The organism is Pseudomonas sp. GW822-FHT05A08 (assembly GCF_058800485.1).
Genome location: NZ_CM179511.1, coordinates 6,249,722 through 6,274,540 on the forward strand (window position 1 = coordinate 6,249,722; position 24,819 = coordinate 6,274,540).

Sequence of the window (24,819 nt, forward strand, 5' to 3'; positions counted from 1 at the left end):
TGAATCAGAATCCGATTACTCGGCGGTTACCAGGCTCGGCTGCCCCAGATTGGCCAGCCGAACACTGTTCTGCACTTGCTGGATCTCACCCGGCGAGCCGATCGGCCCCAGGCGTACCCGATGCAGGGTCTGTTGATTGCGCACGATCGAGCTGATGAACACCGGAGCGCTCACCATCCCGCTCAACTTCGAGCGCAGGAGCTCGGCAGCGTCCGGGTTGGCGAAGGCGCCCACCTGCAGATACTGGCCAGAGGCTTGCGCAGAAGCGTTTTTTTTTGCATCCAGCTGCACCGGCACGACGGCCGCGGCGTGCTGCTGCGCAGGTGGCGTCCATTGCTCGACGGTCCCCGTGGACGCCGTCATCACTGGCGCGGCTTTCGGCTCATTGAGCATCAAGGGTGCCGGCCGGCCGCGCTGGGCCCACCATTCCTGCGGGTCGATGCCCTCGACCTTGACCCGGGCGGTGCCGATCTCGGCATAACCGAGCTTCTTGGCCGCGGCGTAGGACAAATCGATGATCCGGTCCGAATAGAATGGCCCACGGTCGTTGACCCGCAGGATCACGCTCTTGTGGTTGTCCAGATTGGTCACCCGCACATAACTCGGCAAGGGCAGGGTCTTGTGCGCGGCACTCATGCCGTACAGGTCATACACCTCGCCATTGGCGGTGTTCTGCCCGTGGAACTTGGTGCCGTACCAGGAAGCCGTGCCCGAAGCGACATAACGCTTGGATTCGGCCATCGGGAAGTAGGTCTTGCCCAGCACCGTATAAGGGTTGGCCTTGTACGGACCGGTGTGCAGGGTCGGCGTGGCGTCGGGGATACGCGATACATCGACGTCCCACCAGGGAGCGCCGTCTTTGTGGGCACGGTTGATGTCCAGGCCTGGCGTCGCACGTACGGCCGTCGTCGGGCCTTTCTGTTTCGGCGCCTGGGTTGACGAACAACTGACCACCAGCAAGGACAACGCGGCAAGAGCCACCAGCTTCAGGGGTTTGCGGTTTGGCGATGCCAGCATTACTTGACGCCCCGTGCTTGGACCAGCTGTTCAGAGAGCTGATGTACGGCCATGGCGTACATCACGCTGCGGTTATAACGCGTGATCGCGTAGAAATTCTTCAGGCCCATCCAGTATTCGGGGCCATTGTCACCTTCCAGGCGAAAAGCCGTGACCGGCATATCATCGCGCAGCGCATCATGACTCGACCAGCCCAGCGCCCGCAACTCCCCGACGGTTTTCGTCGGTTCGATACCGGTGGTCAGGCCTTCGTCGACCTGATCGCCACGCACTTCGGCCCGGCTGACCACCGGCTGCCCGGCTTCCCAGCCGTGACGCTTGAAATAACTGGCGACGCTGCCGATGGCATCGTCCGGATTGGTCCAGATATTGATGTGGCCATCACCGTCGAAGTCCACAGCATAGGCGCGAAAACTGCTCGGCATGAACTGCGGCAAACCCATGGCACCCGCGTAGGAGCCCTTCAGGGTCAGCGGGTCGACCTGTTCTTCACGGGCCAGCAGCAGGAATTCGCGCAATTCCTTGCGGAAGAACTCGGCACGTGGCGGGTAATCGAAGCCCAAAGTCGACAGGGCATCGATCACCCGGTAATTGCCGGTGTTGCGCCCGAAGAAGGTTTCGACGCCGATGATCGACACGATCACCTGGGCCGGCACGCCGTATTCCTGCTCGGCACGGGCCAGTACCGCTTCGTGCTGGCGCCAGAAGTCCACACCGCGGGCGATACGCGCGTCGGTAATGAACATCGGCCGATATTCTTTCCACTGCTTGACCCGCTCGGCGGGCCGGGAAATGGCGTCGAGGATCGACTGCTTGCGCTCGGCCTCGCGAAACACGCCCATCAGCTGTTCGCCCGCAAAGCCATAGTCGCGAGTCATTTCGCCCACGAATTCGGCTACTTGGGGGGAACCTTCGTATTCGCCGCCGGCCAGCGCTTCCTGCGCCGCACCAAGGATGCCTACCAGACCGACCCACGGTGCATACCGAGCAGTCCAGCCACGCATTACTTGCATTGAATTCTTCACCTTATTCAAACCTGCGCGATCCACTTACGATGGGTATGGATCGACATCAAAACCCCAAACGCTGACAGCAGCGTCACCAGCGAAGTTCCTCCGTAGCTAATGAACGGCAACGGCACCCCCACGACCGGCAACAGGCCACTGACCATACCGATGTTGACGAAAACGTAAACAAAAAACGTCATGGTCAGGGCGCCGGCGAGCAATTTGCCGAACAGCGTCTGCGCCTGGGCGGTGATCACCAGCCCACGACCGATCAGCAGCAGATAGATCAGCAGCAGGGCGCAAATGCCCACCAGGCCGAACTCTTCACCCATGACCGCGATAATAAAGTCGGTGTGGCTCTCGGGCAAAAAGTCCAGGTGGGACTGAGTGCCGAGCAGCCAGCCCTTGCCGAAGACGCCGCCGGAACCGATGGCCGCCTTGGACTGGATGATGTTCCAGCCGGTGCCCAGCGGATCGCTTTCCGGATCGAGGAAGGTCAGGATCCGCTGCTTCTGGTAGTCGTGCATGATGAAGAACCACATGGCGATCGCCACCGGTACCGCGGCAGCCAGCACGCTGAGAATCCAGCGCCAGCGCAGCCCGCCCATGAACAGCACGAAGGCGCCACCGGCGAGAATCAGCAGCGAGGTCCCGAGGTCCGGCTGGCGCACGATCAGAATGAACGGAATACCGATCAGGACCAGGCTGATGCCCACATGCTTGAGCTGCGGCGGCAAGGTGCGCTTGGCCAGGTACCAGGCGATGGTCGCCGGCATGATGATCTTCATGAATTCCGAAGGCTGGAAGCGAATCACCCCGGGGATGTTGATCCAGCGGGTGGCGCCCATGGCGTTGTGGCCCATGACATCCACCACCACCAGCAGTATCACGCCGAACACATAGGCCAGCGGCACCCAGCGCGCCATGAACCGGGGCTCGAGCTGGGCAATGACGATCATCGACACCAGGCCGATGCCGAACGACGTCGCCTGCTTGCCCAGCAGGTCCCAGCTCTTGCCGCTGGCCGAATACAGGACGAACAGGCTGCCGGCCGCCAGGGTCAGCAGCAGGATCAGCAATGGGCCGTCGATGTGCATGCGCTGCAGCAACGTCGCCCGGCGACGCATCACATCCTCGCTGGACAGGATGCGATCGAAATTACTCTTCACGGGCCGTAGCCTCCGCACTGATAGGGCCGGCAAACTCAGGCTTGAGCAGGCCATCCGGACCGAGGAGCCAGGCGTCCATCACCTGGCGCACCACCGGGGCCGCCACGCCGGAACCGGACTCGCCGTTCTCGACCATGACCGAGACCACGATTTTCGGGTTTTCCGCCGGCGCGAAGCCGACGAACAGGGCGTGGTCGCGATGGCGCTCCTGGACCTTGGAGCGGTCATACTTCTCGCCCTGCTTGATCGCGACCACCTGGGCCGTACCACTCTTGCCGGCGATCCGGTATTGCGAGCCGATGGCCGCCTTGCGCGCCGTACCGCGGGCGCCGTGCATCACCTGCTGCATGCCGTGATTGACCTTTGTCCAGTCCGACGGATCGCGCAGGATGATGTCCGGCATCGGGTTTTCATCCACCGGTTTTTCGCCTTCGATGGTCTTGGCCAGGTGCGGACGGTTCCATTTGCCCTTGTTCGCCACCAGTGCCGTGGCCTGGGCCAGCTGCAACGGGGTGGACTGCATGTAACCCTGGCCGATCCCGAGAATCAGCGTCTCGCCCGGGAACCAGGCCTGGCGACGGGTGGCACGCTTCCATTCCCGCGACGGCATCAGGCCCGGCGACTCCTCGAACATGTCCAGCGAGACCTTCTGGCCGATCCCGAACTTGTTCATGTAGGCCGACAACCGATCGATCCCCAGCTTGTGGGCCAGGTCATAGAAGTAGGTGTCGTTGGACCGCATGATCGCAGTGTCGAGGTCGACGTAACCGTCACCGCTGCGGTTCCAGTTACGGTACTTGTGATCGTAGTTGGGCAGTTGGTAGTAGCCCGGGTCATAGACCCGTGTGGAGGCCGTCACCACCCCGGAATCAAGACCGGCGATCGCCACCGCCGGCTTGATGGTCGAGCCCGGCGGATACAGACCGCGCAGCACCCGGTTGAACAGTGGACGGTCAATGGAATCGCGCAGCTCGGCATAGGCCTTGAAGCTGATACCGGTGACGAACAGGTTCGGGTCGAAGCTCGGCTGGCTGACCATGGCCAGCACTTCTCCGGTGCGAGGGTCCAGCGCGACCACCGCGCCGCGCCGGCCACCCAATGCCGCCTCCGCGGCTTCCTGCAGCTTGATGTCCAGGCTCAGGACAATGTCCTTGCCAGGAATCGGGTCGGTACGCTTGAGCACTCGCAACACGCGGCCGCGAGCGTTGGTCTCGACCTCTTCGTAACCCACCTGGCCGTGCAGCTCGGGCTCGTAGAAGCGCTCGATACCGGTCTTGCCGATGTGGTGGGTGCCGCTGTAGTTCACCGGGTCCAGGGTCTTCAGCTCTTTCTCGTTGATCCGCCCCATGTAGCCCACCGAGTGCGCGAAGTGCGCGCCCTGGGGGTAATGACGGACCAACTGCGCCACCACTTCCACCCCAGGCAGGCGGAACTGGTTGACCGCGATCCGGGCGATCTGCTCTTCGTTGAGCTCGAACAGGATCGGCACCGGCTCGAACGGCCGACGCCCCTGCTTCATGCGCTTCTCGAACAGCGCCCGGTCTTCCGGCGTCAGTTCCAGCACCTCGACAATGACGTCGAGCACCTGGCGCCAGTCGCCGGAACGCTCGCGGGTCATGCTCAGGCTGAAGCTCGGCCGGTTGTCGGCCACCACCACGCCATTACGGTCGAAGATCAGGCCGCGGGTCGGCGGAATCGGCTGGACATGAACCCGGTTGTTTTCCGACAGGGTCGAGTGATAGTCGTACTGGATCACCTGCAGGTAATACAGCCGCGCGATCAGCACCCCGATCAGGCAGACCACGGCAATAGCCCCGAACACGACCCGGCCACGCACCAGACGGGCGTCTTTTTCGTGGTCCTTGATACGGATCGGCTGGGACATTAGGGGCGCGGACTATTTGTGATAAGGGTGCCCGGACAGGACTGTCCAGGCGCGATACAGCTGTTCACCGATCAGGATCCGTACCAGCGGGTGCGGCAAGGTCAGCGGCGACAGCGACCATCGCTGATCCGCCCGCGCGCAGACTTCCGGCGCCAGCCCCTCGGGGCCGCCGACCATGAAATTCACGGTACGCGAGTCGAGGCGCCAGCGATCCAGCTCCACCGCCAGTTGCTCGGTGCTCCAGGGCTTGCCGTGGACCTCGAGGGTGACGATCCGCTCGTTCGGGCCGACCTTGGCCAGCATGGCTTCGCCCTCCTGACGGATGAAACGGGCCACATCGGCGTTCTTGCCACGGGTATTGAGCGGTATTTCCACCAGTTCCAGCGCCAGCTCGGATGGCAGACGCTTGGCATACTCGTGCCAACCCTCTTCCACCCACTTGGGCATGCGTGAACCGACAGCGATCAGACGCAGGCGCACAGCCGTCCCTTATTGCTGGTCTTTGTTGAGCTTGGTGAAGTGCTCATGAGTGTGCTCCGGGCTGTGGTGCTTGCCATCGGCCGCACGACTCTGCTCGGCGCCCTGCCACAGACGTTCCAGGTCATAGAACTGGCGCGCGGAAGCGGTCATCATGTGCACGATCACGTCGTCCAGGTCCAGCAGCACCCAGTCGCTGTCGCCCTTGCCTTCTTCACCCAGCGGCTTGACGCCCTGGGCCTTGACCATCTCGCGGACCTTTTCCAGCATCGCGCCGATCTGGCGGTTGGAAGTACCGGTGGCGATGATCATATAGTCGGTGATGCTCTGCTTTTCGCGAACATCGATCACCAGGACGTCCTGGGCCTTGACGTCTTCCAGCGCGGCGACTGCCACCTTGACCAGATCTTCGCCTTTCATTACTTGGTTAGTCATATAAAACTCGTTCAGCTCGTATGTGTGGCGCGTTGCACGGCATCAGCCGGCAGCGCGCCTTCAGTTCGGCCCACGGTAAAGACCGTGTGCATCGATATAGGCCAGGACCGCATCAGGCACCAGGAAACGTACCGACTTACCGCTGGCCAGCAGTTGACGGATCTGGGTGGCAGACACCGCGAGCGGTGTCTGCCAGACGAATGCAATGTGTCCTCCGGGCCCTTGCAGGGCCAGGGGATCGCTCACCGAGCGCGCCGCCAGCAGGTTGCGCAACGCATCCGGCGGCTCGCTATCGGCATCCGGGCGTTGCAGCACCAGGATGTGGCAATGCTGGAGCAACTCTTCCCAGCGATGCCAGGTAGGCAGGCCGCAAAAAGCGTCCCAGCCCAGCAACAGGAACAACTGGTCATCCGCGGCCATCTCGGCCCGCATCTGTTCCAGGGTGTCTAGGGTGTAGGACGGCTTGTCCCGTTTCAGCTCACGGTCGTCCACCACCAGGGGTGAAACGCCCGCCACCGCACACTCGACCATCGCCAGACGGTCCAGCGCCGACACCTGCGGTGCATCGCGATGCGGCGGCCGCGCGCTGGGGGTCAGGCGCAGCTCATCGAGCCCCAGCGAATCGGCCACCTCCAGCGCACTGCGCAGGTGACCGATGTGCACGGGGTCGAAGGTACCGCCCAGCAGACCGATACGTTTGCTCATCAAGTGCGCACATGACCGTCGCCGAAGACGACATATTTCTCGCTGGTCAGCCCTTCCAGGCCGACCGGACCACGGGCGTGCAGCTTGTCGGTGGAAATACCGATCTCCGCGCCCAGGCCATATTCGAAACCGTCGGCAAACCGGGTCGAGGCATTGACCATCACCGAGCTGGAATCCACCTCGTTGAGGAAACGCCGGGCGTCGGTGAAGTTCTCGGTGACGATGGCGTCGGTGTGCTGCGAACCGTAGGTGTTGATGTGCTCGATGGCCGCGTCCAGGCTGTCGACCACCAGGATCGACAGGATCGGCGCGGTGTACTCGGTACGCCAGTCTTCTTCGGTGGCCTCGATCACATCATCGCCCAGCAAGGCACGGGTACGCGGGCAACCGCGCAGCTCGACCTGCTTGTCGCGATAGATCGCCGCCAGCGGCGGCAATACGCGCTCGGCAATACCGGCGTGGACCAGCAGGGTCTCCATGGTGTTGCAGGGTGCGTAGCGCTGGGTCTTGGCGTTGTCGGCGATGCGAATCGCCTTGTCCAGGTCAGCCGCCACGTCGATGAACACATGGCAGACGCCGTCCAGGTGCTTGATCACCGGCACCTTGGCGTCGCGGCTGACCCGCTCGATCAGGCTCTTGCCGCCACGCGGCACGATCACGTCGACGAATTCGGGCATGGTGATCAGCGCGCCAACGGCCGCGCGGTCGGTGGTTTCCACCACCTGCACCACTTGCGCCGGCAAGCCGGCCACCGCCAGCCCTTGCTGAATGCAGGTGGCGATGGCACGGTTGGAATTGATCGCCTCGGAGCCGCCACGCAGGATGGTGGCGTTGCCGGACTTGAGGCACAGGCTGGCCGCATCGATGGTCACGTTGGGACGCGACTCGTAGATGATGCCGATCACGCCCAGGGGCACGCGCATCTTGCCGACCTGGATGCCCGAAGGCAGGTAGCGCATATCGCGGATTTCACCGATGGGGTCAGGCAGCTTGGCCACCTGACGCAGGCCTTCGATCATTTCGTCGATACGCACCGGAGTCAGCGCCAGACGATCGAGCAATGCCGGTTCCAGACCATTGGCCCGGCCGTTGGCCAGGTCCTGCTCATTGGCCGCGCTCAGCTCGGGGCGAGCAGCGTCCAATGCATCGGCAGCCGCCAGCAATGCGCGGTTTTTCTGCGCAGTGGTGGCACGGGCGATTACCCGCGAGGCTTCACGGGCAGCGCGACCCAAACGGGTCATGTAGTCAAGAACGGACTCAGTCATGGTCTGCTGTGGTCTTGGCAAAGAGGAAAGCGGCTGATTATAGCTGTCGCGCCGGTCCACGGACAGCGGTCACGGGCGGATGGTCGAAATGGACGGCAAATACCTCTCGTTCAGCCTGAATTAAGCCTGGAATTGATATCATTCCGACCCAATTCCCGTCATCGCTCCTGGCTATCATGTCCATTCTGTCCACTCCGACGCTGCCCAAGGCCCTGCCCGACCGCTTTTTCGATCGAGACGCCCAGGTCCTGGCCCGTGAACTGCTCGGCAAAATCATCCGCCATCGGGTCGGCGATCTGTGGCTGTCGGCGCGCATTATCGAAACAGAAGCCTATTACTGCGAGGAAAAAGGCAGCCATGCCTCCCTCGGCTACACAGAAAAGCGTAAGGCTTTGTTTCTGGACGGTGGCCACATCTATATGTACTACGCCCGCGGTGGCGATTCGCTGAACTTCAGCGCCCAGGGACCGGGCAACGCGGTGCTGATCAAGTCGGCCTACCCCTGGGTCGACGAAGTCTCAGGCCCCGCCAGCCTGGCGCAGATGCTCCTGAACAATCCCGATGCCAGCGGCCGGCCGCGCCCCTCGCAGAAGCTCTGCGCCGGCCAGACCCTGCTGTGCAAGGCCCTGGGCCTGAAAGTCCCGGTGTGGGATGCCAAGCGCTTCGACCATGAAGTGCTGTTCGTCGAGGATGTCGGCACGCCCGTCGCCAGCGTTATCCAGACCACCCGCCTGGGCATCCCTCACGGCCGCGATGAGCACTTGATGTACCGCTTTGTCGACGCCGCCTACGCACCCTACTGCACCCGGAACCCGCTACGTCGCGGGCAGGTCGAAGGTCGCGACTATTTGCTGCTCGATTGATCCCTTTCGCAGGAACCGGCGTGCCCGCGGATGGTTTTATCGCGGGCAAGTCCGCTTCTACAGTTAAACCACCGAATAACCGGAGTTGAAAACCTATGGGCCAATGGCTCGACGGAATAACCGGCTGGCTGACGATGAACCCACAATGGCTGGCGGCAGCCGTGTTCATCGTCGCCTGCGTCGAATGCCTGGCGATTGCCGGCCTGATCGTGCCTGGCACCGTGCTGCTGTTCGCCATTGCCGTGATGGCCGGCAGCGGCGCACTGTCCCTGGGTGAAACCCTGGCACTGGGGTTCTTCGGCGGCTTGCTCGGGGATGTGGTGTCCTATCTGCTGGGCCGCCGATTTCACCAGAACATCCGTCGCCTGCCGGGCCTGCGCCATCATCCGGAATGGATCAACGGCGCCGAAGCCTATTTCCAGCGGTATGGCATCGCCAGCCTGTTGGTCGGGCGCTTTATCGGCCCCTTGCGGCCCATGCTGCCGATGGTCGCCGGCATGTTCGACATGTCGTTCCCGCGTTTTTTCTCCGTCAGCCTGCTGGCCGCGGCCGGTTGGACAGTCGCCTACCTGCTGCCGGGCTGGGCCACGGGCGCGGCGATCCGCCTGCCCTTGCCTGAAGGCTTCTGGCCGCAGGCGGGAATAGTCGCCGCCAGCATCGCCGTGCTGCTGGGCCTGAGCATCAACAGCACCGTGCGCCGCCATCGCAAGGCCAGCCCGCTGGTGGCTGGCCTCAGCCTGGCGATCCTGGCGGGGCTGTTCATCGGTTACCCCTACCTGAACCATTTCGATCAGGGCCTGATGGCGCTGGTCCAGGAGCACCGCAGCCCGACACTGGACGAGGTGATGGTGGTGCTCACCCAGTTCGGCGAATTCCGCACCATGCTGTTCGCCAGCGCTCTGGTCACCCTGCTGTTGCTGGTTGCCCGGCAATGGCGGCAAGCGATTTTTGCGGGCGCCACGCTGCTGTGCACCGCGCTGGCCAACACCGGCACCAAGCTCTTCTTTGCCCGCGTGCGTCCGGAAGTCCTGACCGACCCACTGACCAGCTACAGCATGCCCAGCGGCCACAGCTCCGGTTCGTTCGCCCTGTTCCTGACCCTGGCGATACTCGCCGGTCGCGGCCAGCCGCCGCGCATGCGCCTGACCTGGTTGCTGCTGGGCTGCCTGCCGGCGGCCGTGATTGCCGTGTCGCGGATTTACCTGGGCGCGCATTGGCCTTCCGACATCCTTGCCGGCGCCATGCTTGCCGCCTGCGTGTGCGCCGCCAGCCTGTGGTTCGCCCAGCGCCAGACCCCGCTGGAACCCATGCCGGCCAAGATCTGGTGGCTGGTATTGCCGGCGCTGGTAGCGTTGTTCGGTTTCGAGGCAGTCAGGCATCTGCCGCACGCCATGCTGCGTTATGCCTACTAGATAGAGCGAACGCCCCTGTAGCCGCTGCCGCAGGCTGCGATAGGCCGAAGGCCTTCAGCGGTTTCGGAATCTGCGCCCACTGTGTGGGCGATCGCAGCCTGCGGCAGCGGCTACAGGATTGGGATCAGGATCAGGCGAACAGTTCGCCCTGCAACTCGTCCAGCAACGCCTGGATCGCATCCAGGCGTTGCTGCGGATCGTCCAGTTGCAGCAGGTCGATCTTGTCCAGCTCGGAGAACGGCAACAGGTAGGCCAGCTGGTTGGCCAGCGACTGCTGGCCGGTGGCTTCGGTGCCCATGTTCAGGGCTTCGACCATCGGGTGTTCGGCCAGCGCCTTGAGCAAGGCGATCAGGTCCCCGTCTTCATCCTGCAGCGGCCGCTCCGGCGCCTCGTCCAGCCACTCGACTTCAGCCACCCGCAACTGATCGCGCTGCACTTCGCTGCTCAGCACCCGAAAACGCCGCCCGCCCTTGACCCGAATCCCCAGCAGGCCGTTGTCCTGCTGATGGAAGTCGGTGATCAGCGCTTCACAACCCACCCGCGCAAAACCTTCCGGGGCGATGCCCACCTCTTCGCCTTCGAGGATGCATACCACGCCGAAGCCGCTGCCCTGTTTCATGCAGCGACCGATCATGTCCAGGTAGCGCGCCTCGAAAATCTGCAAATCAAGAATGCAGTCGGGGAACAGCACCGTATTCAGCGGGAAAAGCGCCAGGCTCATACAGGTTTCCTTAAACCACCAACGACACCGCCAACGGCAGGAAGACCGCCGTGGCCACACCCATCAGACTCATCGCCAGCGCCGCGAAAGCACCGCACTCATCACTTTCCTGCAAGGCCACCGAAGTGCCCACTGCGTGAGCCGTCATGCCCAGCGCCATGCCTCGGGCTTCCGGGCTATGCACCTGCAGGCGATTGAGGATGGCCGGACCGAAAATCGCCCCGATCACCCCGGTGATCAACACGAATACCGCGGCCAGCGCTGCGACACCGCCAATCTGTTCGGCCACCAGCATGGCGATCGGCGAGGTCACCGATTTCGGCGCCATGGTCATCAGGATCATGTTCTCGGCACCGAACCACCACCCCAGCAATACGCCCAGGCCGGTGGCGACCACCCCTCCAATCACCAGCGTAGTAAATATCGGCCAGAACAACTGTCGAATCCGCCGCAGGTTGAGGTACAGCGGTACGGCCAGCGCCACCGTGGCCGGGCCCAGGAGAACACTGAGGATCTCCGTGCTCTTGCGGTACTCGGCATAGCTCAGGCCGCAGCTGAGCAGCACACCGATCACCAGCAACATGGAGACCAGCACCGGTTGCAGAAAGATCCAGCGGGTTTTCTCGAAGGCCGCGAGCACCAGTTGATAGGCGCCCAGGGTAATGCCGATACCGAACAAGGGATGATGGATCACCGACGTCCAGGCGCCCTGCCAGTCGAACATCATTGGCCGTCCTCCCGATGTCCGTGGCGCTTGACCAGCCGCTGCATCAGCACGCCGACGAAGGCCATGGAGATCACCAGCGACAACACCAGGGCGCCGACTATCGCCCAGAAATCCGCGGCGATATCCGCCGCGTACACCATCACCCCCACCGCGGGCGGCACCAGCAACAGCGGCAGGTAACGCAGGAGGCTGGAGGCGGCCAGGTTCAGCGGCTCGCCTACCTCGCCGCGCGCCACCAGGAAAATCAGCAGCAACAGCAGACCGACAATCGGCCCCGGCAGGATCGGCAGGAACAGATGGTTGATCGCCGTGCCGAGCAATTGAAACAGCACCAGCCATGTCAGACCGCGTAACAACATCTCTCATCCCCCCCGAAAAAACGCCGGGCATTATAAGCACGCGAACGCTATGCACCGGCATTCGCCAAAAGCATGGAAGGTTGACCGGAGCAAACCCCCATGATGATCTACAGTGGGTGGTCAGGGGGTACGCCCCCCGCCCCTTTAGAACGATAAAACCGATGAACCCAAGGAGAGTCTCAATGCCGTATGTTCCTGTTGCAGAGCTCAAAGATTATGTCGGAAAGGAACTAGGACGTTCCGAATGGCTCACCATCGATCAGCAGCGTATCAACCTGTTCGCCGAAGCCACGGGTGACTTCCAGTTCATCCACGTCGACCCGGTGAAAGCCGCCCAGACGCCGTTCGGCGGCACCATCGCCCACGGTTTCCTATCGCTGTCGCTGATCCCGAAACTGATGGAAGACATCCTGATCCTGCCCGAGGGTCTGAAGATGGCGGTCAACTACGGCCTGGACAGCGTGCGCTTCATCCAGCCGGTCAAGGTCGATTCCAGAGTCCGCCTCAAGGTCGATCTGGTGGACGTCACCGAGAAGAAACCCGGCCAATGGCTGCTCAAGGCCACCGCCACACTGGAAATCGAAGGCCAGGAAAAACCAGCCTACATCGCCGAGCCCTTGTCCCTCTGCTTTGTCTGAAACCTTCCTGATGCGAAACAGCTCACGCTGTTTCGCGCAGCCTCTCTATATATAAGCCTCGTTGCTGCGGCATACTCGGTCCCCTAATTATCCGGATCCCGCTATGCGCCCACTTGTACCCCTGGCTCTGACCCTGTTGCTCACCGCATGTGGAGACGGCGAATCGCTGCTGCCTCCCGATGCCCGTCTGCCGGACGGTGGTCGCTACCGCGGCGATGTGGTCAACGGGTTGTTGCAGGGACAAGGCCGCATCGACTACCCCAACGGCAGTTGGTATGCCGGCCAGTTCGACAGCGGCCAGTGGCATGGCCAGGGCGAATGGCACGGCAGCGACGGCGAGATCTACCGCGGACAATTCCAGCAGGGCCTGTTCCACGGCCAGGGCAGCCTGACCACCAAGGACAGCAGCTACACCGGTGGTTTCAAACTGGGCCGGCGCGACGGTGAAGGCACCCTCAAGGAACGCGGCATGACCTACCGCGGCGAATTCAAATCCGACCTGTATTCCGGGCTCGGCCGCCTCGAGCTGGAAGACGGCAGCCAGTACCAGGGCCAGTTCTCCCGCGGCAAGCCCAATGGCCAGGGCCAGCGCAGCGATGCCAGCGGCAACCAGTTCAGCGGCCAGTTCGTCGATGGCCAGCTGGAAGGCAACGGCACCTTCAGCAGCGCCGAGGGCGACCTCTACGTCGGCGGCTTCAAACAGAACCAGCTCAGCGGCAAGGGCCGCTACGAAAACGCCGACGGCGATGTCTGGATCGGCCAGTTCAAGGAGGGCGCCCTCAGTGGCAAGGGAGAGCTGATTGGCGTCGACGGCAGCCACTACATCGGCCGTTTCAGCGACTGGCGCTTCAGCGGCCAGGGCCGCCTGAACCTCAGCGACGGCAGCTTCTATATCGGCGGCTTCGAAGGCGACAACTACCAGGGCCACGGCGTGCTGGTGCTGCGCGATGGCTCCGTGCAAAGCGGCGACTGGATCAATGGCCTGCGGGTTCGCGATGCCGACGGCCGACTGTTGCCCGACCCACTGGAGACCGGCCTGCTGGCCCAGGGCCGCCTGCTCGACGACGCCCTCGGCGCGGTACCGGCGTCGACCCCCGCCATCGAGCTCTACAGCCTGACGCTGGCCGGCGATGGCAAGCAAAGCGTGTTTCTGCGCGAGGCCGACTATGTCAGCAACATGCTCGCCACCCGCTTCGGCGCCTACGGGCAGATCCGCCTGGTCAACCATCGCGACCGCCTCGACAGCCGGCCCATGGCCACCCGGGAAAACCTGCGGCGCGCGGTACAGGTCCTGGCCGAACGCAGCGGCCCGGAAGACCTGCTGTTTATCTACCTGACCAGCCACGGCACCAGCGAACACGAACTGGTGCTCGACCAGCCGCGCCTGGAGCTGGCCGACCTGCCTGCCGACGAATTGGCCGCGGTACTGGCGCCACTGAAAAACCGCGACAAGATCATCGTGATCTCGGCCTGTTATTCCGGCGGGTTCATTCCCGCGCTCAAGGATGAGCGGACCCTGATCATGACCGCTTCGCAGGCCGACCGCGTATCGTTCGGCTGCTCGGAAGAAGCCGACTTCACCTACTTCGGCGACGCCCTGTTCGCCCAGGCGCTGAACCAGACCGACGACCTGGAACAGGCCTTCAAGCTGGCCAGGGCGACCGTGGCCGAACGTGAACTGGCGGACAACTTCGAAGCCTCCGAACCGCAGATCTGGGCGCCCAAGGGGGTCTTGGCGCACTGGCAGCATCTGCGCAAGCAACAAGCACGAAAGGCGCTGCAAAGCGCCGCCAACGACAGCAAGGAAGCAAAGAGCAACTAAGCTGAAACAGTATCAAGGGGGAAACACTATGTACTTGACGCCTCAGCATATCTTGCTCGCCGGCGCGACCGGCCTGACTGGCGAGCACTTGCTCGACCGCCTGCTCAACGAACCCACGGTAACCCGCGTACTGGCGCCCAGCCGGCGGCCCTTGAGCGAACATCCGCGCCTGGAAAACCCGGTCGGCGAGCCGGCGGTACTCCTGCCGCAGCTCAGCGGCCGGGTGGACCTGGCGTTCTGCTGCCTGGGCACCACCCTCAAGAAAGCCGGCTCCGAACAGGCGTTCCGCGCCGTCGACCTGGACCTGGTGGTGGCCTTCGGCAAACGCGCGCGGGAGATGGGGGCGCGGCACCTGGTGGTGATCAGCGCCCTGGGCGCGGACGCGAAATCCTCGATTTTCTACAACCGGGTCAAAGGCGAAATGGAACAGGCGCTGAAGGCCCAGGACTGGCCGCAACTGACTATTTGCCGGCCGTCGCTGCTGCTTGGCGAACGCATCGAACCGCGTCTCGCCGAACAGCTGGCCGGCCCGCTGTCCAAGCTGATTCCCGGCAAATACCACGGCATCGAAGCCTGCCATCTGGCCCGGGCCATGTGGCGCCTGGCGCTGGAAGAGCAGGATGGAGTGCGGATCGTCGAGTCCGACGAATTGCGCAAGCTGGGCAAATAAACGCCATGGATCGCGCCTGTAGCCGCTGCCGCAGGCTGCGATCGACTGCGCAGCAGGCGCAATGCTGACGACGCGATTTGCCGCACCACCGCGCCGCCCGCCTCTACGGCCGCTACGCGACCGATCGCCGCCTTCGGCAGCGGCTACAAGGTCGTTACAACCCGCCTGTAGCCTGGAAACCAACCCCCAATACCGTCAGCACCGACAGCGGCAACAGCAGCGTGTCGAGCAAGGCGCTGGCCGGCAGATCGACACCCGGATAGCTCGGCGCTTCGGCACCGAAGCGATCCATCGGGCAACAACCGCCCTGCATCACATACAGATCCAGGCGCGTCCCGGAATACACCACCGGTGCGCCTGGCTTGGCCGCGTTCAGCGTGCGTGCCGTGGCGCAGCCGCCCAGTTGCAGGGCGACCAGCAGGATCAGCAGCGACTTACTCATCGCTGCTCAGGTGATGCTCGCCCCACCGCGGCAGCATGTCTTGCGGGATGTTCAACAGGTTGAGAATCCGCGCCACGACAAAATCCACCAGGTCGTCGATGGTCTGCGGCTGGTGATAGAAACCCGGAGAAGCCGGCAGAATGGTCACGCCCATGTTCGACAGCTTGAGCATGTTTTCCAGGTGGATGCTCGAGTAAGGCGCCTCACGCGGTACCAGGATCAACTGGCGGCGTTCCTTCAGGGTGACGTCCGCCGCCCGCTCGATCAGGTTGTTGCAGGCGCCCGTGGCGATGGCCGACAAGGTACCGGTGGAGCAAGGCACCACCACCATCGCCGCCGGCGAACCGGAGCCCGAGGCCACCGGCGACATCCAGTCTTCCTTGCCATACACGCGGATCTGCCCGGCTGCCGCACCGGTGTACTCGGTGAGGAAGGCCTGCATGGTCTGCGGCTTGGATGGCAGGGTCACGTCGGTCTCGGTCGCCATCACCAACTGCGCGGCCTTGGAGATCAGGAAGTGCACTTCACGATCTTCGCGCACCAGACAATCGAGCAGGCGCAGGCCGTACTGGGCGCCCGAGGCGCCGGTCATCGCCAGGGTGATGCGTTCCGGACCGTTGTTCATCGCAGTGCCTCGGCCAGCTTGCCGTGCAGGCCGCCGAAGCCGCCGTTGCTCATGATCACCACGTGGGTGCCCGGCTTGGCCTGGCTCTTCACCCGCTCGATGATGCCTTCCAGGGAGTCGCTGACAATCGACGGCACGCTGCACAGCGCGGCGGTGGCGCCCAGGTCCCAGCCGAGATTGGCCGGCGCGTACCAGACCACCTGATCGGCCTGGTTGACGCTTTCCGGCAGCCCGTCACGGTGGGCGCCGAGCTTCATGGAGTTGGAGCGCGGCTCGATGATCGCGATCAATGGCGCATCGCCGATGCGCTTGCGCAAGCCGTCCAGGGTGGTGGCGATGGCGGTCGGGTGGTGAGCGAAGTCGTCGTAGATGGTGATGCCATGGACTTCAGCCACCTTCTCCATCCGCCGCTTGACGCTCTTGAACGCGCTCAGCGCAGCGATGCCCATGGATGGCACCACACCGACATGGCGCGCCGCGGCCAGGGTCGCCAGGGCGTTGGCGACGTTGTGCTGGCCGGTCAGGTCCCACTCGACCACGCCTTGGGCCTCGCCTTCGAACATTACTTCGAACTTCGAGCCGTCTTCGCTGAGCAGCTTGACCTGCCATTGGCCGCCGGCGCCGGTGGTTTGCACCGGGGTCCAGCAGCCCATGTCGATCACCCGTTGCAGGGCCGGCTCGGTGGTCGGGTGGATGACCAGGCCTTCGCTCGGGATGGTCCGCACCAAGTGGTGGAACTGCCGCTCGATCGCCGGCAGATCGGGAAAGATGTCCGCGTGATCGAACTCGAGATTGTTCAGGATCGCCGTGCGCGGACGGTAGTGCACGAACTTCGAGCGCTTGTCGAAGAAGGCGCTGTCGTATTCATCGGCCTCGATCACGAAGAACGGTGTGCCGCCCAGGCGGGCCGACACCGAGAAATTCTGCGGCACGCCACCGATCAGGAAGCCCGGGCTCATGCCCGCATGCTCCAGCACCCAGGCCAGCATGCTGCTGGTGGTGGTCTTGCCGTGCGTGCCGGCCACCGCCAGCACCCAACGGCCTTGCAGCACATGGTCAGCCAGCCATTGCGGGCCGGAAACATAGGGCAGGCCCTTGTTCAGCACATATTCCACCGCCGGGTTGCCGCGGGACATGGCATTGCCGATCACCACCAGGTCCGGTGCCGGGTCAAGCTGGGCCGGGTCGTAGCCCTGGGTCAACTCGATGCCCTGGGCTTCGAGCTGGGTGCTCATCGGCGGGTAGACGTTGGCATCGGAGCCGGTGACATGATGGCCCAGTTCTTTGGCCAGAACCGCCATCGAGCCCATGAAGGTGCCGCAAATACCGAGAATATGAATGTGCATAGAAGGCCTCGTAAAACATCGAGGCAGGTTAGCGTAGAGGGCTGCAAATCGCACTCTTTAGCTGATGGGGGAACAGGCTGTTGTCACTGCCGGAGGTTGTGACGAGTTCTGTGGGGCTTTTGCCGGGGAATCGCTCGAACGCCGCTGGAGCCTTGGACCGCGGTTACCGATGTATCGGCGGCTGCGCCGTCTATCGCGAGCAAGCTTCACTGCTACAGATACAGTGCGCATTCCTGTAGGAGCAGCCGGTCGACGCTCGATTGTTCGCGATGAACGATAACGCGGTGCCGCGCCTAGCGAGCAATCCCATGCTTGCGCAGCTTTCTATAAAGGGTGTTGCGGCTCACCCCCAGCTGCTCGGCGGTGTGGGTCATATGCCAGCGCTGTTGTTCCAGCACATTGAGCAAGGCCAGGCGTTCGGCATCGTCCAACGGGTATCCGCCCGCCTCCTCGGCAGCTGCCGGCATTGGCGCCGGACGGCCCTGGCGAATCATCGCCGGCACATCCTCCAGGCCGATGCGTCCGTCGTCGCAGAGCGCCGCCAGGGTGCGCAATACGTTGCGCAGTTGCCGCACGTTGCCTGGCCAGTGGAAGTCCAGCAGGGCCTGGCGTGCCGGGCCGTCGAGCGAGACCAGCTGGTCGCCGGCCTCTTGCGCCAGGAGAAAATCCAGCAACTGGGATTTGTCGCTGCGCTCGCGCAGCGCCGGCAAGGCGATTTCCAGGCCATTGAGCCGGTAATACAAATCCTCGCGGAAGCTGCCATCCCGCACCCGCTCCAGCAGGTCCCGGTGAGTGGCGCTGATGATGCGTACGTTGACCGCCTGCGGCTCGCCGCCGATAGGCACCACCATGCGATCTTCCAGCACCCGCAACAGGCGGGTCTGCAAGGCCAGCGGCATATCGCCGATTTCATCGAGGAACAGCGTGCCGCCATCGGCCTGCTGCAACTTGCCGCGCATGCCTTCCTTGCGTGCCCCGGTGAAGGTGCCGCCGCGATAACCGAACAGCTCGCTTTCGATCAGGCTTTCGGGAATGGCCGCGCAGTTCAAGGCAACGAAGGCTTTCTCCGCCCGCTGGCTGGCATGGTGCACCGCCTTGGCGAACGCCTCCTTGCCGGAGCCGGTTTCGCCGTTGATCAACAGCGGCACATCGCGCTCGAACACGCGCAAGGATTTGCGGAAGTCGTCTTGCAGGGCCGCATCGCCCAGGCAGATCTCGGGCAGGCGCGGACGCTCCAGCGCCTGCGCCCTCGGCGGCAGCGGTTGCGGCACGCTGCGCGGCTGGCCACGCAACACCGCGAACAGATGCCGCCCATCACGGGTGCGCAGCGGCCAGCTGGCGCTGGCATTGACACTGGCGCGGCCCAGCAACTCGTCCAGCGAGCAGTCGAAAAAAGCTTCCACCGGCTTGCCCAGCAAGCCGCCGCGAATATGCCCCAGCAGGTTCAAGGCGCTCTGGTTCACCGCGCTGATCCGCCCTTCCCCGTCGAATGCCAGCAAGCCTTCGCTGAACAAGCCGACGGACTCGGCCTGCAGGTGAAAACGCAGCAGCCATTGATTGTCGAAATAACGCAGGAAATAGCAGCTCTCGATCATCTTCGCCGAGAGGTTGACCAGGGCCATGGTGTGGAACTGGCTCTGGCGCGACACATCCGGGCGCGCCGAGGAAACGTCGAGCACCGCCAGCAGTTCACCGTGAGGGTCGAACACCGGGCTGGCCGAGCAAGTCAGGCCGGTATGGCGGCCACGGAAATGTTCGTCCTGGTGGATGGTCAGGGACTGGCGCTCCACCAGGCAGGTGCCGATGCCGTTGGTGCCCTCGCAGGCCTCGCTCCAGTCGGCGCCGAGCCAGAGCCCGGCGCGTTCGAAAATCTTGCGCTCGGCGGGCGCGGTGACACAGTTGAGGATCACCCCGCGGGCGTCGGTCAGCAGCACCGCATGGCCGGCGCCGGACAGCTGCTGGTGCAGGCTGGTCATCTCGTTGCCGGCGATCTGCAGCACCTGCTGCAGGCGTTCGCGGCTTTCCAGCAGACGTCCGTGCTCGAGCACGGTGGGCGCCATGCTCAGGGCCGGGTCGAGGTGATAGTCCTCCAGGCAACGCAGCCAGGAGCGGGCGATGGAAGGATCGCTGCCGGGCCCCTGCAGATGGGCCTTGCCTTGGGTCACGGTCAGCACTTGCTGGGCGTGCCGGGTGAGGTGATTGCTGTGCATTTCTTATTGTTCTCCTGCTGCGCTGACTGCTCAGAAGGCACCCACCTGTAGCCGCTGCCGCAGGCTGCGCCAAGCCCCGCAGGGGCTTCCGCGATCTGAAGAGCAGCGCCCGCTTCGCGGTCGTTCGCAGCCTGCGGCAGCGGCTACAGAAGAGTTCTTCAGATCCTCGCGGCCCACCAGCATCCTCCAGCCATGGATGCATTGCAATGCTGCTTCGACCAATGAGTCACAGGCTGTGCCACAAGCGGTACAAAGTGTCACCCGGCCTGTGCCACAACTGCCACATACGCCCGGTACGCAGCCGCTGAAACATTCGTAAACCCTTGATTTTCCTGGCCCGCAACGCAGTGGCCCGGGCTTTGCTCTACGCTTTTACAAGCGCAACAGCGCGTCCTCCCCTATAAGCACAAAAGCCAGGAGATACCCACCATGCGTTATGCACACCCCGGTACTGAAGGCGCTATCGTTTCGTTCAAGAGCAAATACGGTAACTACATCGGCGGCGAATTCGTCGCGCCTGTCAAAGGTCAGTACTTCACCAATACCTCGCCAGTAAACGGCCAACCGATCGCCGAGTTCCCGCGTTCCACCGCCGAAGACATCGAGAAAGCCCTGGACGCCGCCCATGCCGCCGCCGACGCCTGGGGTGCTACCTCGGCACAGGCCCGCTCGCTGATCCTGCTGAAAATCGCCGACCGCATCGAGCAGAACCTCGAACTGCTGGCCATCACCGAAACCTGGGACAACGGCAAGGCCGTGCGGGAAACTCTCAACGCCGACATCCCCCTGGCCGCCGACCACTTCCGCTACTTCGCTGGCTGCCTGCGGGCCCAGGAAGGCAGCGCCGCGGAAATCGACGGCAACACCGTGGCCTATCACATTCACGAACCGCTGGGCGTGGTCGGGCAGATCATCCCGTGGAACTTTCCGCTGTTGATGGCCGCCTGGAAACTCGCCCCGGCCCTGGCCGCCGGCAACTGCGTGGTACTCAAGCCGGCCGAGCAGACCCCGCTGGGCATCTGCGTGCTGATGGAGCTGATCGGCGACCTGCTGCCGCCGGGCGTGCTCAACGTGGTGCAAGGCTTCGGCAAAGAAGCCGGCGAAGCCCTGGCCACCAGCAAGCGCATCGCCAAGATCGCCTTCACCGGTTCGACGCCAGTGGGCTCGCACATCATGAAATGCGCCGCCGAGAACATCATCCCGTCCACCGTGGAACTGGGCGGCAAGTCGCCGAACATCTTCTTCGCCGACATCATGCAGGCCGAACCGAGCTTCATCGAAAAGGCCGCCGAAGGCCTGGTGCTGGCGTTCTTCAACCAGGGCGAAGTCTGCACCTGCCCGTCGCGCGCCCTGGTGGAAGAGTCGATCTACGACGAGTTCATGCAAGTGGTGATGAAAAAGGTCGAGCAGATCAAGCGCGGCGACCCGCTGGACACCGACACCATGGTCGGCGCCCAGGCCTCCGAGCAGCAGTTCGACAAGATCCTCTCGTACCTGGAAATCGCCAAGGGCGAAGGCGCGCAGCTGCTGACCGGCGGCAAGGTGGAGAAACTCGAGGGCAACCTGGCCAGCGGTTATTACATCCAGCCGACCCTGCTCAAGGGCAACAACAAGATGCGTGTGTTCCAGGAAGAAATCTTCGGCCCGGTGGTGAGCATCACCACCTTCAAGGACGAAGCCGAAGCCCTGGCGATTGCCAACGACACCGAGTTCGGCCTTGGCGCCGGCCTCTGGACCCGCGACATCAACCGCGCCTACCGCATGGGCCGGGCGATCAAAGCCGGTCGTGTGTGGACCAACTGCTACCACCTGTACCCCGCCCACGCGGCGTTCGGCGGTTACAAGAAGTCCGGCGTCGGCCGTGAAACCCACAAGATGATGCTCGACCACTACCAGCAGACCAAAAACCTGCTGGTGAGCTACGACATCAACCCGCTGGGCTTCTTCTAAAAACCAGCAACGCCAGGGACAAGGGTGAAGCCGTCAACGCGGTTTCACCCTTGGGGGCCGCTCGCGCAAGCTCGCGATGACGACCTCAAGGCAGAACACTCCATCGCCTTGCAACACCGATCCGGTCTGCCGACCGGGCACAACAATAAGAACAGGTGAACCCTTATGCCTAGCGAACATACCGGCGTGCAGTCGGCTGGCTCTTCGGTCGACTTTGAAAAAGTCGGCTCCGACTATTTCCAACAACGCGAACTGAAAAAAGGCGCGGCAGGCTGGGTCCTGCTGGTGGGCCTGGGCGTGGCCTACGTCATCTCCGGCGACTACGCAGGCTGGAACTTCGGCCTGGCCCAGGGCGGCTGGGGCGGCATGTTCCTCGCCACCCTGCTGATGGCCACCATGTACCTGTGCATGTGCTTTTCCCTGGCCGAGCTGTCCTCGATGATCCCCACCGCTGGCGGTGGCTACGGTTTCGCCCGCAGCGCCTTCGGCCCCTGGGGTGGCTTCCTCACCGGCACCGCGATCCTCATCGAATATGCGATCGCCCCAGCGGCGATCGCAGTGTTTATCGGCGCCTATTGCCAATCGCTGTTCGGCATCGGCGGCTGGATGATCTACCTGGCGTTCTACATCGTGTTCATCGCCATCCACATCTTCGGGGTCGGCGAGGCCCTGAAGCTGATGTTTATCATCACTGCCGTGGCCGCCATCGCCCTGGGCGTATTCCTGGTGGCGATGGTGCCGCACTTCTCGGTGGCCAACCTGCTGGATATCCCGGTCACCGAGGCCGTGGGTGCCAGCAGCTTCCTGCCGTTCGGTTATGTCGGTGTATGGGCGGCGATTCCCTACGCCATCTGGTTCTTCCTGGCGGTCGAAGGCGTCCCGCTGGCCGCGGAAGAAACCAAGAACCCCAAGCGCGACCTGCCCCGCGGCCTGATCGGCGCCATGCTGGTACTGCTGAGCTTCGCCCTGCTGATCCTGGTGATCGGCCCCGGTGGCGCGGGGGCCAACGCCCTGCTGACCTCCGGCAACCCGCTGGTGGAAGCCTTGGCCAAGGCCTACGGCGGCTCGACCTGGATGGGCAGCTTCGTCAATCTGGTGGGCCTGGCCGGCTTGATCGCCAGCTTCTTCTCGATCATCTACGCCTACTCGCGGCAGATTTTCGCCCTGTCCCGCGCGGGTTACCTGCCGCGCAAGCTGTCGGAAACCAACAAAAGCAAGGCGCCGGTCCTGGCGCTGGTGATCCCCGGCATCATCGGTTTCGGCCTGTCGCTGACCGGCCAGGGCGACCTGCTGATCCTGGTGGCGGTGTTCGGCGCGACCATCTCCTACGTACTGATGATGGCCGCACACATCACCCTGCGCATCCGCCGCCCCAAAATGGATCGTCCGTACCGCACCCCGGGCGGCATCTTCACCTCCGGCGTGGCCCTGGTACTGGCCTGCATCGCTGTGGTGGCGGGCTTCCTGGTGGATCCGCGGGTGGTCATTGGCGCCGCGATCATCTATGGAGTATTAATTGCTTACTTTGCTTTCTACAGTCGGCATCACTTGGTAGCAGGCACGCCCGAAGAAGAATTCGCGGCCATTCAGAAAGCTGAAGAAGCCTTGCACTAACCGCCGAAAACCTCGACGCAGGGGCCACGTCCCTGCGTCGTCACGGAGAACCTGCATGGCAAGTTTCGCCCACACCGTCGGCGCCCAGACCTACCGCTTCGACAGCCTCAAGGAGGTCATGGCCAAGGCCAGCCCGGCGCGTTCCGGGGACTTCCTGGCCGGCGTCGCCGCCCTCAACGACGGCGAGCGGGTCGCCGCGCAAATGACCCTGGCGGATATTCCGCTCAAGCATTTCCTCGAAGAAGCGCTGATTCCCTACGAGACCGATGAAGTCACCCGGTTGATCATCGACACCCACGACAAGGCCGCCTTCGCCACCGTCAGCCACCTCACGGTCGGCGGCTTTCGCGACTGGCTGCTCAGCGACGCCGCCGACGAACAGAGCCTGCGTGCCCTGGCACCCGGGCTAACCCCGGAAATGGCCGCTGCCGTGTCGAAGATCATGCGTGTCCAGGACCTGGTGCTGGTGGCGCAGAAGATCCGCGTGGTCACCCGGTTCCGCGGCACCCTGGGCCTGCGTGGACGGCTGTCGACCCGCCTGCAGCCCAACCACCCGACCGACGAACCGGCGGGTATCGCCGCGAGCATTCTCGACGGCCTGCTCTACGGCAACGGCGACGCCATGATCGGCATCAACCCGGCCACCGACAGCATCGCCTCGATCTGCGCCCTGCTGGAAATGCTCGACGCCATCATCCAGCGTTATGAAATCCCCACCCAGGCCTGCGTGCTGACCCACGTCACCACCTCCATCGAGGCGATCAACCGTGGCGTGCCGCTGGACCTGGTGTTCCAGTCGATCGCCGGCACCGAGGCGGCCAACGCCAGTTTCGGCATCAACCTCAATGTGTTGCAGGAAGGCTACGAGGCCGGCCTGAGCCTCAAGCGCGGCACCCTGGGGCAGAACCTGATGTATTTCGAGACCGGCCAGGGCAGCGCGCTGTCGGCCAACGCCCACTTCGGCGTCGACCAGCAGACCTGCGAAACCCGCGCCTATGCCGTGGCCCGGCACTTCAAGCCGTTCCTGGTGAACACCGTGGTTGGCTTCATCGGCCCGGAGTACCTGTACAACGGCAAGCAGATCATCCGCGCCGGCCTGGAAGACCATTTCTGCGGCAAGCTGCTGGGCGTGCCCATGGGGTGCGACATCTGCTACACCAACCACGCCGAAGCCGACCAGGACGACATGGACACCCTGCTGACCCTGCTGGGCGTGGCCGGGATCAACTTCATCATGGGCATCCCCGGCTCCGACGACATCATGCTCAATTACCAGACCACCTCCTTTCACGACGCGCTCTACGCCCGCCAGACCCTGGGCCTGAAACCGGCGCCGGAGTTCGAGCAGTGGCTGGCGAAAACCGGCATCTTCACCCAGCCCGACGGCAAGGTGCAGTTCGGCCACAACCTGCCGCCGGCCTTCCGCCAGGCACTGGCACAGCTTCAGTAAGGACAGGCTC

The 24,819-nt window shown here is 63.6% G+C and carries 23 protein-coding genes; 8 read left to right on the forward strand and 15 right to left on the reverse strand.

Annotated features, from left to right (window positions below; translation table 11 throughout):
- Window positions 1–15: 15 nt before the first annotated feature.
- Genes AC3RCP_RS28225 through AC3RCP_RS28260 form a run of 8 tightly spaced genes read right to left on the reverse strand, consistent with a single transcriptional unit; the run spans window position 16 to window position 7,960 of the window.
- Window positions 16–1,017 carry a septal ring lytic transglycosylase RlpA family protein gene (locus tag AC3RCP_RS28225; RefSeq protein ID WP_101339222.1) on the reverse strand — a complete coding sequence of 334 codons (1,002 nt, stop codon included), beginning with the start codon at window positions 1,015–1,017 and terminating at the stop codon, window positions 16–18.
- On the reverse strand, window positions 1,017–2,030 hold the full coding sequence (mltB, locus tag AC3RCP_RS28230) for a lytic murein transglycosylase B (RefSeq protein ID WP_009045789.1): 1,014 nt from the start codon (window positions 2,028–2,030) through the stop codon (window positions 1,017–1,019). Before mltB ends, AC3RCP_RS28225 begins: the two co-directional genes overlap by 1 nt.
- Window positions 2,031–2,047: 17 nt before the next feature.
- Window positions 2,048–3,151 carry a rod shape-determining protein RodA gene (gene rodA / locus AC3RCP_RS28235; RefSeq protein ID WP_051003959.1) on the reverse strand — a complete coding sequence of 368 codons (1,104 nt, stop codon included), beginning with the start codon at window positions 3,149–3,151 and terminating at the stop codon, window positions 2,048–2,050.
- Between the two features lie 31 nt (window positions 3,152–3,182).
- Window positions 3,183–5,078 (reverse strand): penicillin-binding protein 2, encoded by a 1,896-nt coding sequence (gene mrdA / locus AC3RCP_RS28240; protein ID WP_009045790.1) that lies wholly within the window; start codon window positions 5,076–5,078, stop codon window positions 3,183–3,185.
- Between the two features lie 12 nt (window positions 5,079–5,090).
- Window positions 5,091–5,558, reverse strand: a complete 468-nt coding sequence (rlmH, locus tag AC3RCP_RS28245; protein WP_003185785.1) for a 23S rRNA (pseudouridine(1915)-N(3))-methyltransferase RlmH — start codon at window positions 5,556–5,558, stop codon at window positions 5,091–5,093.
- A gap of 9 nt (window positions 5,559–5,567) precedes the next feature.
- Window positions 5,568–5,990, reverse strand: a complete 423-nt coding sequence (gene rsfS, locus AC3RCP_RS28250) for a ribosome silencing factor (protein WP_007927111.1) — start codon at window positions 5,988–5,990, stop codon at window positions 5,568–5,570.
- A gap of 60 nt (window positions 5,991–6,050) precedes the next feature.
- Window positions 6,051–6,695, reverse strand: a complete 645-nt coding sequence (gene nadD / locus AC3RCP_RS28255) for a nicotinate-nucleotide adenylyltransferase (protein WP_007927112.1) — start codon at window positions 6,693–6,695, stop codon at window positions 6,051–6,053.
- Entirely contained in the window at window positions 6,695–7,960 is a 1,266-nt protein-coding gene (locus AC3RCP_RS28260) for a glutamate-5-semialdehyde dehydrogenase (RefSeq protein WP_101339223.1), read from the reverse strand. Before AC3RCP_RS28260 ends, nadD begins: the two co-directional genes overlap by 1 nt.
- Window positions 7,961–8,136: 176 nt before the next feature.
- On the opposite strand from AC3RCP_RS28260, the gene AC3RCP_RS28265 reads away from it, so the two are divergent.
- A complete protein-coding gene (locus tag AC3RCP_RS28265; protein ID WP_101339224.1) occupies window positions 8,137–8,823 on the forward strand; it encodes a DNA-3-methyladenine glycosylase in 687 nt (228 codons plus the stop codon).
- Between the two features lie 95 nt (window positions 8,824–8,918).
- Complete coding sequence (locus AC3RCP_RS28270) at window positions 8,919–10,235, forward strand: bifunctional DedA family/phosphatase PAP2 family protein (RefSeq protein ID WP_101339225.1); 1,317 nt, start codon at window positions 8,919–8,921, stop codon at window positions 10,233–10,235.
- Window positions 10,236–10,365: 130 nt separating this feature from the next.
- Here AC3RCP_RS28270 and AC3RCP_RS28275 read toward each other — a convergent pair whose 3' ends face one another.
- From AC3RCP_RS28275 to AC3RCP_RS28285, 3 genes are read right to left on the reverse strand one after another with little or no spacing between them, the layout of a single operon-like run.
- Entirely contained in the window at window positions 10,366–10,956 is a 591-nt protein-coding gene (locus AC3RCP_RS28275; protein WP_007927116.1) for an LON peptidase substrate-binding domain-containing protein, read from the reverse strand.
- A 10-nt stretch (window positions 10,957–10,966) separates the two neighbouring features.
- Window positions 10,967–11,683: an LrgB family protein gene (locus AC3RCP_RS28280; protein WP_101339226.1), complete on the reverse strand. Its 717-nt coding sequence runs from the start codon at window positions 11,681–11,683 to the stop codon at window positions 10,967–10,969.
- On the reverse strand, window positions 11,680–12,042 hold the full coding sequence (locus AC3RCP_RS28285) for a CidA/LrgA family protein (protein ID WP_492571895.1): 363 nt from the start codon (window positions 12,040–12,042) through the stop codon (window positions 11,680–11,682). The genes AC3RCP_RS28280 and AC3RCP_RS28285 overlap by 4 nt, the downstream gene beginning before the upstream one ends.
- Window positions 12,043–12,224: 182 nt before the next feature.
- Here AC3RCP_RS28285 and AC3RCP_RS28290 point away from each other — a divergent pair, with 182 nt between their 5' ends.
- From AC3RCP_RS28290 to AC3RCP_RS28300, 3 genes are all read left to right on the forward strand, one after another.
- Window positions 12,225–12,680, forward strand: a complete 456-nt coding sequence (locus AC3RCP_RS28290) for a MaoC family dehydratase (protein ID WP_053281082.1) — start codon at window positions 12,225–12,227, stop codon at window positions 12,678–12,680.
- Window positions 12,681–12,783: 103 nt separating this feature from the next.
- Window positions 12,784–14,502 (forward strand): C13 family peptidase, encoded by a 1,719-nt coding sequence (locus AC3RCP_RS28295; RefSeq protein WP_101339227.1) that lies wholly within the window; start codon window positions 12,784–12,786, stop codon window positions 14,500–14,502.
- Between the two features lie 28 nt (window positions 14,503–14,530).
- Window positions 14,531–15,172: an oxidoreductase gene (locus AC3RCP_RS28300; RefSeq protein WP_101339228.1), complete on the forward strand. Its 642-nt coding sequence runs from the start codon at window positions 14,531–14,533 to the stop codon at window positions 15,170–15,172.
- Window positions 15,173–15,326: 154 nt separating this feature from the next.
- On the opposite strand, the gene AC3RCP_RS28305 is transcribed toward AC3RCP_RS28300, so the two are convergent.
- From AC3RCP_RS28305 to AC3RCP_RS28320, 4 genes are all read right to left on the reverse strand, one after another.
- Complete coding sequence (locus tag AC3RCP_RS28305) at window positions 15,327–15,614, reverse strand: YceK/YidQ family lipoprotein (protein WP_009051050.1); 288 nt, start codon at window positions 15,612–15,614, stop codon at window positions 15,327–15,329.
- Complete coding sequence (ubiX, locus tag AC3RCP_RS28310) at window positions 15,607–16,239, reverse strand: flavin prenyltransferase UbiX (RefSeq protein WP_007927126.1); 633 nt, start codon at window positions 16,237–16,239, stop codon at window positions 15,607–15,609. The genes AC3RCP_RS28305 and ubiX overlap by 8 nt, the downstream gene beginning before the upstream one ends.
- Window positions 16,236–17,585: a UDP-N-acetylmuramate:L-alanyl-gamma-D-glutamyl-meso-diaminopimelate ligase gene (mpl, locus tag AC3RCP_RS28315; protein WP_007927128.1), complete on the reverse strand. Its 1,350-nt coding sequence runs from the start codon at window positions 17,583–17,585 to the stop codon at window positions 16,236–16,238. Before mpl ends, ubiX begins: the two co-directional genes overlap by 4 nt.
- A 293-nt stretch (window positions 17,586–17,878) precedes the next feature.
- Complete coding sequence (locus tag AC3RCP_RS28320) at window positions 17,879–19,795, reverse strand: sigma-54-dependent Fis family transcriptional regulator (RefSeq protein ID WP_101339229.1); 1,917 nt, start codon at window positions 19,793–19,795, stop codon at window positions 17,879–17,881.
- 429 nt (window positions 19,796–20,224) lie between these two features.
- On the opposite strand from AC3RCP_RS28320, the gene exaC reads away from it, so the two are divergent.
- The 3 genes from exaC to AC3RCP_RS28335 all read left to right on the forward strand — a co-directional run bounded on the left by exaC (window position 20,225) and on the right by AC3RCP_RS28335 (window position 24,809).
- The gene (exaC, locus tag AC3RCP_RS28325; protein WP_007924088.1) at window positions 20,225–21,745 is read left to right on the forward strand and encodes an acetaldehyde dehydrogenase ExaC; all 1,521 of its coding nucleotides are present in this window, start codon (window positions 20,225–20,227) and stop codon (window positions 21,743–21,745) included.
- Window positions 21,746–21,910: 165 nt separating this feature from the next.
- The gene (gene eat / locus AC3RCP_RS28330) at window positions 21,911–23,359 is read left to right on the forward strand and encodes an ethanolamine permease (protein ID WP_007924089.1); all 1,449 of its coding nucleotides are present in this window, start codon (window positions 21,911–21,913) and stop codon (window positions 23,357–23,359) included.
- 55 nt (window positions 23,360–23,414) lie between these two features.
- Window positions 23,415–24,809, forward strand: a complete 1,395-nt coding sequence (locus AC3RCP_RS28335) for an ethanolamine ammonia-lyase subunit EutB (RefSeq protein ID WP_023969298.1) — start codon at window positions 23,415–23,417, stop codon at window positions 24,807–24,809.
- Window positions 24,810–24,819 lie beyond the last annotated feature (10 nt).

Bases quoted from the DNA above. Each gene is read 5' to 3' on its own strand.
- AC3RCP_RS28225 (WP_101339222.1), bottom strand. From the start codon at position 1,017: ATGCTGGCATCGCCAAACCGCAAACCCCTGAAGCTGGTGGCTCTTGCC.
- mltB (WP_009045789.1), bottom strand. From the start codon at position 2,030: ATGCAAGTAATGCGTGGCTGGACTGCTCGGTATGCACCGTGGGTCGGT.
- rodA (WP_051003959.1), bottom strand. From the start codon at position 3,151: ATGCGTCGCCGGGCGACGTTGCTGCAGCGCATGCACATCGACGGCCCA.
- mrdA (WP_009045790.1), bottom strand. From the start codon at position 5,078: ATGTCCCAGCCGATCCGTATCAAGGACCACGAAAAAGACGCCCGTCTG.
- rsfS (WP_007927111.1), bottom strand. From the start codon at position 5,990: ATGACTAACCAAGTAATGAAAGGCGAAGATCTGGTCAAGGTGGCAGTC.
- nadD (WP_007927112.1), bottom strand. From the start codon at position 6,695: ATGAGCAAACGTATCGGTCTGCTGGGCGGTACCTTCGACCCCGTGCAC.
- AC3RCP_RS28260 (WP_101339223.1), bottom strand. From the start codon at position 7,960: ATGACTGAGTCCGTTCTTGACTACATGACCCGTTTGGGTCGCGCTGCC.
- AC3RCP_RS28265 (WP_101339224.1), top strand. From the start codon at position 8,137: ATGTCCATTCTGTCCACTCCGACGCTGCCCAAGGCCCTGCCCGACCGC.
- AC3RCP_RS28270 (WP_101339225.1), top strand. From the start codon at position 8,919: ATGGGCCAATGGCTCGACGGAATAACCGGCTGGCTGACGATGAACCCA.
- AC3RCP_RS28275 (WP_007927116.1), bottom strand. From the start codon at position 10,956: ATGAGCCTGGCGCTTTTCCCGCTGAATACGGTGCTGTTCCCCGACTGC.
- AC3RCP_RS28280 (WP_101339226.1), bottom strand. From the start codon at position 11,683: ATGATGTTCGACTGGCAGGGCGCCTGGACGTCGGTGATCCATCATCCC.
- AC3RCP_RS28285 (WP_492571895.1), bottom strand. From the start codon at position 12,042: ATGTTGTTACGCGGTCTGACATGGCTGGTGCTGTTTCAATTGCTCGGC.
- AC3RCP_RS28290 (WP_053281082.1), top strand. From the start codon at position 12,225: ATGCCGTATGTTCCTGTTGCAGAGCTCAAAGATTATGTCGGAAAGGAA.
- AC3RCP_RS28295 (WP_101339227.1), top strand. From the start codon at position 12,784: ATGCGCCCACTTGTACCCCTGGCTCTGACCCTGTTGCTCACCGCATGT.
- AC3RCP_RS28300 (WP_101339228.1), top strand. From the start codon at position 14,531: ATGTACTTGACGCCTCAGCATATCTTGCTCGCCGGCGCGACCGGCCTG.
- AC3RCP_RS28305 (WP_009051050.1), bottom strand. From the start codon at position 15,614: ATGAGTAAGTCGCTGCTGATCCTGCTGGTCGCCCTGCAACTGGGCGGC.
- ubiX (WP_007927126.1), bottom strand. From the start codon at position 16,239: ATGAACAACGGTCCGGAACGCATCACCCTGGCGATGACCGGCGCCTCG.
- mpl (WP_007927128.1), bottom strand. From the start codon at position 17,585: ATGCACATTCATATTCTCGGTATTTGCGGCACCTTCATGGGCTCGATG.
- AC3RCP_RS28320 (WP_101339229.1), bottom strand. From the start codon at position 19,795: ATGCACAGCAATCACCTCACCCGGCACGCCCAGCAAGTGCTGACCGTG.
- exaC (WP_007924088.1), top strand. From the start codon at position 20,225: ATGCGTTATGCACACCCCGGTACTGAAGGCGCTATCGTTTCGTTCAAG.
- eat (WP_007924089.1), top strand. From the start codon at position 21,911: ATGCCTAGCGAACATACCGGCGTGCAGTCGGCTGGCTCTTCGGTCGAC.
- AC3RCP_RS28335 (WP_023969298.1), top strand. From the start codon at position 23,415: ATGGCAAGTTTCGCCCACACCGTCGGCGCCCAGACCTACCGCTTCGAC.